This window comes from Paenibacillus sp. FSL R10-2734 (assembly GCF_037963865.1).
Lineage (GTDB): Bacteria > Bacillota > Bacilli > Paenibacillales > Paenibacillaceae > Paenibacillus_AQ.
In genome coordinates this window covers 6,243,422-6,256,261 of sequence record NZ_CP150170.1, presented here as the reverse complement: position 1 = coordinate 6,256,261, position 12,840 = coordinate 6,243,422, and the positions used below count along the sequence as shown (strand labels likewise).

Genomic DNA, 12,840 nt, shown 5'->3' with positions numbered 1-12,840 from the left:
TGGGTCGCATTTATCATCACGATGAACATCGGCATGCTCCTTCGTAATATTTTCCAGTTGTGCTGACCCACGTCGAAGAGGACATCATTCAATGATGTCCTCTTCATGGTCCATATGCTATTAAATGAAAGAATAGTATCCTAGAACAGGATAGTTCGTAGCTTTTGCTGCTTGAAAGGCTTCATCTACGTTATTCGAATCATTTAGCAGAAGGGAATAACGATATTGATGGAATCCGCCTAAATCTACTTTGAAATTAGTTTCCCAGAAATTGTTCATTACCCATGCATATACATCATCAATATTGTTGACACCTTCTTCACCACATAGTTTGATCTCATGTGATTTGATATCTCCCATTGCAATAAGAGGTGTATCAGGTGTCGCGATGATTAGAGAGCTGTTCGATGACTGATAGCACATGCCATCTTGCAAGGCATAGAAATCCGTACATGTTCCAGGTAATTGGTCTATTCTTGGACGGAAGATCGTACCAGTTTTTTCAACCCAAAATTCTTCATTGTCATAGCCTGTTGTGAACGGCAATGCCAAATACAAGTTTTCCGGTTCCCACACACTTGTTTTATGGAAGCGGAAATCGACATCAATTCGAGGAATCTCTTTGTATGCAGTTAGGATAAGAGAGCTGGCATTGGTGCCTTGCAACTGGTAACCGAACTCAACACGAGAATAAAGTGGTCCATCTTCCAACACAGTGGCAGATAGGAGTTTTCCAATATCCCTTTGCGTATGCACGGCTTTGCGGTTTCGTCCCATCAGACGTCTTTCCTCGTACTGGGTTGTTTTCACAGGTGTTACTTCATAAATTGGAGTAAAGGCGTTAAACTTGCTGGTTGGTTTGATTAGCTCCTTATCATTGATATTGTCATAGATCGAAGTGATGCCTTGTCCTTCTTCATATTGAATACGGAAGAACTTGTTATCCAGTTTATAAGGAGTTACAACTGAGCCCGTCTGAAGTGTTTCGGCAAATGTTGATGCCAAATCGTTTACACCCTCGACGGCTACCTTGGCACAATTACCTGCTGATATTAAAGGAGGTGCGGCAATGTCCCTGATCACGTAGCTTTTCTTTTGCTTAGCATCCAGCTTCACTAGGATATTGACTTCGTATCCACGAGCATAATGTCCGATTTGATGAGGTACAACTAGTCCAGTATCCTTCTCCAGTATCTCAAAATGCCTGTGTCCAAATAAAGATTCCAAACTAACATTTAGGACATCTATTACAGGGAAATCATGTGGATTAATAGCTCCAAAAGTCAGTTGCTTATGAACTGAGATAGAAGTTTCACCGTGGAAATAAGTTATTTTGTTGATAGCTCTTGATGCAGATTCATTGGCTTTGAGCGCAAATAAGCTTTTCCTTAAATCGAGTTTATTGACATTCGGATGCCATGGCTCAACGATGGATGATGAATACCCCCAAGTGTGCTCAGCATAGAACATTAAATTATATTCGGTGCTGTCGAATACTTCTTTGCCAATAATTTTCCCATCCGGATCCAGCTGACGTGCAGCGTACAGCTTTCTGCTTGCTTCGCGATAATGCTGGACGATATTTGGTGTAGAGCCCTACGCCATCAGCCCACCAATCTGTCCAATCGCCAGAATAGGTTGGAATTTCAACTTTAGCTTGGTTTAGAATATCAAAAAATTCATCCAGTGTTACCATCTGAAGCTCAATTTCCTGACCGTGTATCGCATTGTATTCATGAATGAATTCGATGATTTTGGCACTTGCAGGTGAGTTATCTCTCATTACTCCTGAGATACTGACAGGTACGAAATCATAAGGATGCTGCTGCTCTTTTAGCACTCTTACATAGGATTCGATTCTTTTTTCAGCCATATCGAAACTACTCAAGTGTTCATGCATTAGACCATCATGAATCGAATACTCATAATCATATTCGTTACAAACCAGTTCATTGCCGATCAGGTAATGCTCTCCATTCCATACAAGCAACTTATTCCCCTTTGGCGACTGCCAGTAGAAAGGCATTTGCTTCTTGAATAAAGGGTGGTAGCCATGATGCGTATGAATGCAGGACATTAAGTTTCGGATCCCATTCTCATATAGCGCATCAGCATATCCCCAGCCATAGCCGTTAATATCAGCGGTCATGGCAGAAGCCATTTGAATCGAGTAACGCTCCATACTTTTTACACTGCGAGCGATTGTATTGTTTAGAACGGTATAATCAACTAATTCTGTCATGTTGAGATAGTTGCCAGATAGTCCGATCTCACCCGATTTGACATATTTAATAAAATCATCGATATAGGATTGATCAGCGGTTTCGAGGAATTTCTCTACGCACCAGAAGCTTTCACAATTCCATTTGAAGCCTTCCCACTTGGTTTCCCCCGCATGAATGGCATTTAGAATATCAATGACTTCTTTAATATAATAAATATGATGCAGTTCTATTTTTTCTTGATAATCGGTATAGCCTATATCTGTGTGACTGTGATGAATCAAATACAGGGTGAATTTTTGTTGTGACATTTGATAACCTCCACCATAAAATTTGTTGAAACAAATCATTTGTAATTACACATGTGTGGGAGGAGATACAAAGGAAGTAGGGAGTGTTACACCCTACTTCCTTTTGTTTAAAGTTTTCTTCTAGGCATAAACATATAGTCGAACACAAATTCTTTCTCAGCTAAACGATACTGCTCGATTGTGTAGGGACCACAGCTACCAGAGCCGACTCCCGTCATCGCATAGTCAATGTTCCAGACAGTGCAGCCGCTTTTTTGCAGTTCGAAATGATGTTTTGTCGCAGCTAGTTCTTCTCGTGTATACTCCGAGGCGCAGAAGCTGAAAGGCTTTGTGCTGAATGCCTTAAGTGTTGTATTCGCATTCGAGAGAGTACATTCTTCTGTGCCGGAGTGCGAGCCGTTCTCCTGCGGATAAATATAGTTTTCAAAAAGCTCAGGAACGGTTGCATTAAACATACTTTTATAACTACCAGCGTGTTTATCGCTATAGCTCTCTTGTGGGCCATAGCCGAAATAGGTACAATTCTGAAAATCCTCGGTTAGAAAATAGCGCATCCCAAAACGCGGTAGATAGGCCAGATCCTTACGTACGGATACATGCATAGACACTTCTACAACTCCGCTTCCATACACATTATAAACTGCTTGAATATTGCAGAAAGGAGCAGCACGATCTGCAACAAGTGATAGAGGGCAGGTAATGGTAACACAAGTATTAGATTGTTCTACCGATGTTTCGTAAGTATAGGTATAAGCCGCATCCAGTTCTAGGCTTTTCCATGACCGTTTACTGTAACTAGCTATTCCAGCCTCATTCATATCGTTATCAGTAGGGGCGCGGTAAATATCAAACTCAGCTGGTCTGGCAAAACACTCGATGCCGTTTATCACACACGAATCAAACGTGCCCAATGCAGTATTAAAATGATAGGAAAATGCTTCTCCACACACCAGCCATCCGGTTTTGGTTTGCTCAGCCGTTACGGCAGAGTGCGATACTGGCAAGGACACACTCATGTCTTCTGTGGAAAGATCAAACTGATCAAATCCAAGTAATGTTCCGGCTGGGATCAGCGGATGAGCGTTTCTTTGCAGATATTCAAACTTCAGATAAACACGAGCACCATCTATTGGTGGCAGCGAAAGCGGTAATGGTGCTTTTGCATGCGGGGCAAGTTTGAAGTTAGCAATGCTACCTTCTGCAATTTTAGTACCGTTTTGCTCCAACGACCAGACGATGGTAACAGCATCGGAGAGGTCTGCAAAGTCCAGCTTGTTTTCTGCAGAGAATCTATTCCCTGCTCTTGTTATATGAACAGGGCGAGCACAATTCTTCAGCTCCAGCAATCCGGTGTGCGGTGTACGGTCGGGATAAACCAATCCATCCACACAGAAATTCCCATCATGCAGCTTTTCTCCAAAATCCCCGCCATAAAGATACTGTGCGTTGCCATTAGCATCATGCTGCAATATAGCATGATCACACCATTCCCACACAAAGCCTCCGGCAAAGCCATCATAACGATAGAACAAATCATAGTATTCGGATAGACTGCCAGGACCATTGCCCATAGCATGGGCAAACTCACACAAGATCAATGGCTTTCTGCACTCCTGAGCCAGCTTTTCTGTATATTCTAGATCAGGGTACATATAGCTTTCTACATCCAGAATATCAAAGTTGAATTTCCCCTGATCCTCAGGCATAAAGTTTTTTGATTCATAATGAACCAGACGTGAGCTGTCTAGCTTCCGCACAGCATCAACAGCAGCTAACGTATTGACTCCTAATCCACTCTCGTTGCCAAGTGACCAGATTACTACAGAAGGACGGTTGATATCGCGAGTGACTAGACGCTGCACACGATCTACAATCGCCGTTTCAAACCGTGGATCGTGATGGACAAGCGCATACCAGTCATCATCGCGATCGCCATGACTTGTCCATGCGCCATGTGTTTCCATGTCACCCTCGTCAATCACATAAAAGCCGTATTCATCGCATAAATGATAAAATTCCGGCGCATTTGGATAATGCGATGTGCGAATGGCGTTGATGTTGTGCTGCTTCATCAACTGCAAATCCATTACCATTTGCTCGCGCGAAGCCACATAGCCGGTATCGGGATAGCTGTCGTGACGGTTTACACCTTTGAACTTGATCGCCTGACCGTTGACAAGCAGCACATTACCCTGTGCGGATATCGTGCGAATTCCGATCATGTCTATAATTCGCTCCTGTAAGGTATCAAGAACCATCTGATATAAATACGGCTGCTCGGCATTCCAAAGCTCAGGATTTTCTAAAGTCAGGCTCAGCGTATCGTCGCATGTTTCGCCCTGTGCCACGGCCCTGCCCTCGGCGTTCAGGATTTTGACGGATTTAACCAGTGCCGTACCGACATCATCAAACTTGAATGATACCGTGGCACTTTCATGTTGTAAGGACGTTTGTACAACATAATGGCTTACATGATGTTGCGGGCGTTGCAGTAGATATACATCGCGGAAAATGCCCGACATGCGGAATTTATCCTGCGCTTCCAGATAGGTTCCGTCGCACCATTTTAAGACCATAACGGCGATTTCATTCTCACCATCTTGCAAAAACGGAGTTATATCATATTCCGCAGTGGAATGTGAGACCTGACTGAAGCCTATAAATACGCCGTTGAGAAATACATAATGACAGGAATCCACACCTTCAAAATTCAAATAAAACTGCATTTCCTCTGTAAGCTCCACGGAGAAGGTGCGCTTATAAACACCGCATGGGTTCTCTTTTGGAACAAAGGGAGGATTATACGGTATCGGATAATCAATGTTGACATACTGATGCTTATCGTATCCGTACATTTGCCAGTTGGACGGAACCGGGAGCACATTGTCTGAAACACCCTCCAGAGAAGCCTCCGCAAAGGAAGGATAATACGTAAACATCCAGCTTCCGTTCAAGAGAAAAACACGCTCATTATTTTCTTTCGATGTGGAGTTGTTGCTGGGTGCACATGGAATGTAATAAGTCCGGTCTGGCATCGTGTTCATACGAACGATATTTAAATCCTGGTGGTAATTATAATTCATACTATCTCTCCATTATCGTTTGATTTATAAAGTAACAGGATAAAATTGATCACTTTCGGAAAACGCTTTGGCTTGTAGACATACAAGGGCGCTGCGAATCCCGTCCTTTAGTGGGGCAACAGATTCGGTGGTTCTGCCCTGCATCAGGTGTACGAAATTCCGCATGAGTACAATATCACCGCCGCCATGACGCGAGCCTTGATCATCAATCCGCACGGTGGTTACTTTGTCACTCATATGGTCAAATATCTTGATTTCATTCGTAATAAAATCGAATTCCACGGTACCTTTATAGCCGTACAGTCTGGCACCTCGCCGCCCGGCACCTTTGCGGGCAAAGAAGTTCTGCGAATACATGACGTGCATGCCGCTTTCGTATTTCACAATCATGCTGCCGGAGTCTTCGTTACCGGTGTCTACCGCAAAGCCGCAATAGTCGTTACGCGGAGTGTCATTGCGCACATGAGTGATATTGTAAGTGCTGTCCATACAGGTTTCCATTTTGTCACATTCGCTGCAGCGAAGGCCGGCAGGCATGTCGCCTTTATATATTTGTTTGGATTTCATGGCACAAACGTTCACAGGTTCTTCACCCAGCAGATAGTTGATGACGTCTATATCATGCGTAGCCTTTTGCAAGAAGAGCCCTTTCGAAAGGGATTCATCTCGGTACCAGTCATGGAAATATACAAAGCCATAGGTTACATCGTTAAACGCCTGTACATGCTCTACTTTACCAATCGTACCGCCATCCAGAATACGCTTGACCTCCTGCACCAGCGGTGTGACTCGCAAGGGGAAGGAAACAACTGTGGGAGCCGTTGCTTTCGCATCGCACTCGTTGAGCGTTTTCAAATCCTCCAGCGTAGTCGCCACCGGTTTTTCCAAAAACAGCGGCAGATTGCGATCCAGTACCTTTTTGGCGAAATAAGTATGCGTGTTGCAGTTCGTACCTACGATCACGCCGTCCAGTTTTTCGTTGTCCAGCATTTCATCCGCATCCGTATAAAAGGTAATGGTATCCGGATTCATCTCACAGCTACGCAAAAGTCCGTCGATTTTATCGATTCCCATTTGGTGCATCGATTCTTTGGAGCCGTCTTTCTTCATTAAAGCCTGCACGCGCTCATGGTCGGGATCTGCTACTGCCTTGATCTGGACTTCATAAGGTAGCGCGAATAAATCATCCATCAGCATGTCGATCCGCACGCCGTATCCAATAACACCAATATTCAACAAAAGGAGGACCTCCTATTATTTTTTTAGTTCAATTTGTATACGCTCACCGGCTAAAAGGGGAACCGTCTTCATATTTCCAAAGTAATTATGCGTTAAGCGCCGAGCGTTTGTGCGTTCATCCGCAAGTAGCGTAACCATCGTGCTGTACGCTGTAGGATTATACATTTCCATGTGTACGGAATCCTGATCCCACTGTGTGACATAGCATTCTACATGGTCGAATACCTGAAGAGTGCGGCTGGTAAAATCCACATAGATACCGGGTACTTCCACAAACGTAAGCAGCATGGAAACTTCCGGCCAGTTGGAACCATAGAGGAATTCACCAACGGTTTCCTTGCCTTCCCAATCACTTGTTTGCACACGTTCATTCATATATCCAGGAGGCAAATATTTCTTTTCGAGCGTAAACTCCGGATCTTCCGCCAGAGATACATACTGCGGTAAACTGTGTGCAATGGCATGTAGATCTTGCAGATATTTTGCATTGCCAGTAAAACGAAACAGCTTGAGAAGACTGTTGCCTGAAAGTGTGCAAATCCCAGGAGCAGAATGCTTGTTCTGCGCGTTAGCAAATACAGTGCCGCTGCTATGAACACCACGCTTTGCAGCTGTACTGTATGCAGGGAACACAAAGTCATAGCTCATGACCCATGTCATGGCAATTTCACAGGTTTCTTGTGCACGAGAAAGCCAGATATTCTTTTGCGTCGTCTCAAATAGTTGCACATAGCTTTCCAGCATGGCGAAGGCCGCCTCACTATCCGGTGCTTGACAGATTTCTCCTGGACAGCCGTTCAGCATGCCTTTTTCTAAATAGTTATTGTAATAATACTCACCGAGCCGTTCGGCGACATCGAGGTATTCCGCAGACTGAAAATATTCACTTGCTAGTGCCAACGCGCCCACAGCCATACATGCTCCGGCAGAATTGCCTATTACTATTTCTTCTGTAGCCATATCAATGAACTGTCCGAGCTGCCCGTATTTTCGGAACAAACGTACAAATGCATCGCAAAGAGCCTTTACCGGTCGCTCAAACTCGATTGTGGAGTGGTGATTCTCCGAAAGCCACAATAGCTGCTTCATTACGAAATAGAGCAAGTCGGCATTTTTTCGGACGAGCAAAATGGTGTCAGAGTTACTGTCGAAGCCGTCACCATAAAATATTCCGTTTCCATACATGCCGAATACCCATCCGCTGGGATGCTGCAACCGTGAAAAAATAAAGCGAAGGGTAGACAATGCTCGCTGCCGTGCTTCGGATGTATCTTCCAGTAAGAACGGATAGCTGTTCATTCCTCCACCAATCCAGCCTGCCTGCCAACACTGTTGAGGTATATTCCAGTCGGTCCCTACGGAGTAATATCCTTCTTCTATAAAGTTTTCTCTTTGGTATTTTTCTTTGATGCTTATATATGCCTTATAAAATGGAACGTTATAAAAAAGCTCCGGAATCTCCAACGTTGTTTTCGAACCATTCACCTGTTTGAAAAAGTCAGGCAAAGATATTTGCTGCCAATGAAAGACACAAGCAGTAAGAGTCAATGTTTCACCTTGCTTGAACAAAGCTCCGGTATCCTGAGATGGAGCTGAGACATCTGGACAAAAGCCTTGTCCGTCGTTTTGATCTCCAAAAAAATATTGCGTATTTTCACGTACGCCCGGAACGGAGAGTACAAAAGAGGCTTGGCGATCGACTTGATTTTCATCGACGGTAAAGCCAGTATAATAACCCCCGCATTGGTGTTCACTGAGCAGGACAGAACCAGATTGATCGTTGAGATCATAAAATCCACATAAAGGAGATGCCATATCACCAGAAAGCAAAGAAATTCGCGATTTTGTTTTCTCAATATCGAGATGAGGAATGCTGGTTATGACTTCGGCATCTGTAAGTGGGCTATTTTGGGGAGGTGCATAATAAGGCGGATAGGGAAGAGGCAAGCTTGTAAAGCGGTTACCATTATAAACCGCACCTGGCATCAACACATAATTGCCTTTTTCCCATTGTCCGGCCTCCATCGAAAGCGAAAAATTCATCGGAACTTTTCTCTCTTCGTGAAAAGACAAGGTAATTTCCAAACGGTGGCCTTGCGGCAGGGTATGCGTTGTAATCGAAACGCTGCAAGGGTAGCGAGAAAAAGTATAATAACTGTTCTCCAGATTCACGGAAACAATCTCACAGTCTAGTACTTCACTGCCGTTAAAGGATTTACACATAAGAGAATAACGCATAGTGGGTTCCTTTCTATTTTCGCTTATTAAATAGAAATCCGGTGTAAGATATTTCAATACACCGGATTTCATAAGGAGTGCGAGATTATTTGTTTGCTTTCCAGGAATCATATTGCGCCTGTTTTTCTTTGATGATGTCGTCCACGCCAGCAGTTTTCAAACGCTTAAGGAAGTCAGGCAATACTTTCTCAGGATCTACTGAACCGGAGCTTAGTGCCGGAACCATCTCGGTTATAACTGCGGAGCAGTTTGCAAGCTGAGTTTTTATAGGTGTCGGATCGAATACGAAGCCCGTAACGGGTGAGATATCTGCTGTCTTGTCCGTTTCATAGACAAATGTTTGGATCTCTTTTTGGGTTTCGCCATTCTTGTTCTTGTCATATTGAGCACGGTTGAAAGTTGGGCTATAAGATTGACCGATCTGCCACTCGTTCCAGTTGAAACTGTATTTGCCTTCAACCGGTGTATACGCACCATCTTCATTATATTTGTAGTCAACGCCTTCTTCACCGAGCGTGATGAGTTTGTAAAGGTCATCGTTGGTGTTAAGCAGCTCGATAAGTTCCAAAGCTTTCTCAATGTGCTTCGATTCGGAATTGATTGCAATCGCCGCAGTGGAACCAGCTCCTGCCGGTATCATCGTACGAGTATTGGAAACGGAGACAGCAGGGGCTGTTCCATCCTTTGGCATCATTGACATGGCAAGGTTTTGCTCAGGAACGTCGATACTGTCCGGCCAGCCGTAATTTTTCTCAGCGACGAATTTACCCGCTTTACGGTCAGGAGTCGTATCTTTTACAGTTGCACCGTCCTTGCGAACATAACCTTTGAGGAACCAATCGCGCATAATTTCAGAGAACTTCGCAAAATCTTCTGTCTCATACTGGTTGATGACTTTGTCTGGATTATCAAGGTTAATCCAGCCAGGGATACTCATATCGCCGACAGATTCCATATTCCAGTAGAGCGGGTCATTCGCAAACAAGCTGTAAGTAGAGCTGGTTTCAAAACCGATCATCTCAGGGTGTTTATTGAGCGCATCGCCAAGGAAAGGTCCAATCATTTCGAGGGCTTCAATGGTTGACTTGCCTTTTACAGCTTCCCAGTTAAAGCCCGTTTCTTCCGCCAGGTCTTTGCGGAACTGAAAACCGTTGCGCTTGGAGGTGCCCCACTGCTGATAGTTAACAACTGCATAGATACGGTCTTTTACTTTCACACCTTCCCATAGGCCTTCGGGGATCCGGGAATAAGTTTCGGGCGCAAATTTAGGAAGAAGGTCGGTCAGGTCAGCATAAGCCCCTTTGGCAGCGTTTTCAAAGAAATTAATTCCGCCCCAACTAGCAGTGAATCCTAGATCCCAGTCATCGCCGGAATTGATCATCAGATTCATTTTGTCAGCATAAGTACTGCTGTCTACCAGAATGAGATTTAATTTTGCGTTGATTTCTTTGGCAATGATTTCGTTTGCCTTCTTCATGATACGGTCAAATTCATTGACAGGGCTGTTCATCATGTAGAAGTTGAGTTCAACCAACTTTTCCTCAGCCGGAGCCGTAATAGAATCGTCGGTTGAGCCTGCTTCTTTCTGCCCGCAGCCGGTCAGCATCATGGTAAACAGCATCGTTACAGACAACAGAATTGCGGAAAATCTCTTCATTGTCGTTCCCCCTGAAATTTATTTAATTTTCCGGTGTTTTACCGGTGAAACTACTCTTTTACAGCGCCTATTGTCAAGCCTTTTTCAAAGTACTTTTGCAGTAAAGGATACAGCAAAATAATAGGGCCGATGGCGAGTACGCAAGTTGCCATGCGCGCGCCTTCACTAGGAAGCATTCCAATAGCAGACTCCATTGACTGTGAAGCTTGTGCGTTCGACTGCAAATATCCAATGTTGTTCATCAAAGATTGCAGCAGATATTGTAGGGGGCGTAGTTTTTGTGATTCAATGTACAATGATGCGGTCATCCAGTCATTCCAGTATGCAATCGCTATAAAGAGACCGATAGTTGCTAACGATGGTTTAGAAAGAGGAAGTGCAATCCGGAAAAAAGTATGGATTTCACCCGAGCCATCGATACGCGCTGACTCAATTAATGAATCTGGAATCGTACGGAAGAAATTTTTCATAATCAGTATGTTAACTGCCGACACCAGATAGACGATAATCAGTACCCAGATCGTATCCTTCAGATGCAGAATTCGCGTCAGTAAAATATACTGAGGAACAAGACCGCCGTTAAATAGAACCGGAAGATACACAAAGAATGAGAGCGCCTTGCGATGAGTTACTTCAGGCCGTGTCAGCGAATACGCCAGCATGGAAGTAAACAGCAAATGTAAAAGTGTGCCAACAACCGTCACAAAAACCGTAACCGCATATGCATTCATAATAGAGCCTGCCCCATTGAATACATACTTGTAAGCATCCAGACTGAACACTTGGGGCCAGAAGCGATATCCATCGAGCATCAACGATCGCTCGTCCGTAAATGATATGGATACAACTAAAAGCAGCGGAAGGATGCAGGCTAGGCTCATGGCAATGAACGTAAGATGAATCATTAATTTTGAAAAATGTAGTTTTTTCAGAAGCATGTATTTCCCTCCCAATTAGAAACGGGTTTAAGTCTTTTTTCAAAGACAGTATTCCGTTTCTGCAGATCGATCTGAAAGTGTAATTTTATCCTTTCGGATCGATTAAAATAGTGCACTATCGGGATCCCTCTTTTTAATGATGTAATTCGAGATCAACACAAGGAAGAAACCAACTACCGATTGATATAAACCAATTGCCGACGACATGCCGTAGTCATTGACTTTTTTCAACGAGCGGAATACAAGTGTGTCGATAACGTCTGTTGTTGAGTACAGAGCACCCGCATCATTTGCAAGCGTGTAGAATCCGTTCCAGTCACCCAGACCACCATTGAACAATTTACCAACCCACAGCAGTGAAAGAACAATGATGGTCGGTTGTAAAAGCGGTAATGTAATATGTTTAATACGTTGCCACTTCGAAGCACCGTCCAGTTGCGCAGCTTCATAGTAGTCAGTGTTAATCCCGGCAATCGCCGCTACATACAGCACCGAATAGTAACCGACGTTCTTCCATAGATAAGCAATTGGCAAGATGTATCGCCAGTAAGATGGCTCACTGTACCAGTAAATGGCCTCTCCGCCGTTGTTTGTAATCATGTTGTTGACAATACCACGATCAACACTCAATAGGCTGAAGAGAATGAACTGGATGACAATCCATGAGAGGAAGGTCGGCAGCAAAATCGATCCCTTATAGGTAGCAGATACAAATTTATTTTTTACTTCATTTAATAGAATAGCTAATGCTAATGCGCAAACCGTAACGGCAACTGCTTCTATTAAATTGTAAAAAAGAGTATTGAAGGTAACGCTTTTCGCTAAGTCGGATTTAAAGAAAAACTCAAAGTTTTTGAATAGTGGGTCCTTCCATGGACTTCCGAAAATACCATCACGTGCATTGTAATCTTTGAAGGCAATGATAACGCCAACCATCGGGAAGTAAGATAAGATCGCAACAAAAATTAATCCGGGTGCCATCATTAAATAGAATGGAGTCTGACGGCGCGCACTACGCAATGTTCTGCGCGGCTTACCCGTGCGATTCGGAATTGCATTTGTAATCGTCTTCATTGTTTCACCCCCTTTCTCTGTATTGTTTGTACGTCTGCTATTACTGTAGCTAAGAGGGGGGGGAGGTTCAACAAACAA

At 43.9% G+C, this 12,840-nt stretch carries 8 protein-coding genes; all 8 read right to left on the bottom strand.

Annotated features, from left to right (window positions below; genetic code table 11):
- Positions 1 to 120: 120 nt before the first annotated feature.
- The 8 genes from NSS67_RS26865 to NSS67_RS26830 all read right to left on the bottom strand — a co-directional run bounded on the left by NSS67_RS26865 (position 121) and on the right by NSS67_RS26830 (position 12,762).
- Complete coding sequence (locus NSS67_RS26865; RefSeq protein ID WP_339316787.1) at positions 121 to 1,470, bottom strand: hypothetical protein; 1,350 nt, start codon at positions 1,468 to 1,470, stop codon at positions 121 to 123.
- Positions 1,471 to 1,474: 4 nt separating this feature from the next.
- Positions 1,475 to 2,533, bottom strand: coding sequence for a hypothetical protein (locus NSS67_RS26860; protein WP_339316786.1), 1,059 nt, complete (start codon positions 2,531 to 2,533; stop codon positions 1,475 to 1,477).
- A gap of 107 nt (positions 2,534 to 2,640) precedes the next feature.
- Positions 2,641 to 5,616, bottom strand: a complete 2,976-nt coding sequence (locus tag NSS67_RS26855) for a glycoside hydrolase family 2 TIM barrel-domain containing protein (protein WP_339316784.1) — start codon at positions 5,614 to 5,616, stop codon at positions 2,641 to 2,643.
- Positions 5,617 to 5,640: 24 nt separating this feature from the next.
- Positions 5,641 to 6,855 (bottom strand): Gfo/Idh/MocA family oxidoreductase, encoded by a 1,215-nt coding sequence (locus NSS67_RS26850; RefSeq protein WP_339316783.1) that lies wholly within the window; start codon positions 6,853 to 6,855, stop codon positions 5,641 to 5,643.
- A gap of 15 nt (positions 6,856 to 6,870) precedes the next feature.
- Entirely contained in the window at positions 6,871 to 9,027 is a 2,157-nt protein-coding gene (locus NSS67_RS26845; protein ID WP_339316781.1) for a hypothetical protein, read from the bottom strand.
- A gap of 151 nt (positions 9,028 to 9,178) precedes the next feature.
- On the bottom strand, positions 9,179 to 10,750 hold the full coding sequence (locus NSS67_RS26840; protein WP_339316780.1) for an ABC transporter substrate-binding protein: 1,572 nt from the start codon (positions 10,748 to 10,750) through the stop codon (positions 9,179 to 9,181).
- Positions 10,751 to 10,800: 50 nt separating this feature from the next.
- Positions 10,801 to 11,688, bottom strand: a complete 888-nt coding sequence (locus NSS67_RS26835) for a carbohydrate ABC transporter permease (protein ID WP_339316779.1) — start codon at positions 11,686 to 11,688, stop codon at positions 10,801 to 10,803.
- A gap of 102 nt (positions 11,689 to 11,790) precedes the next feature.
- Entirely contained in the window at positions 11,791 to 12,762 is a 972-nt protein-coding gene (locus NSS67_RS26830; protein ID WP_339316777.1) for an ABC transporter permease subunit, read from the bottom strand.
- Positions 12,763 to 12,840 lie beyond the last annotated feature (78 nt).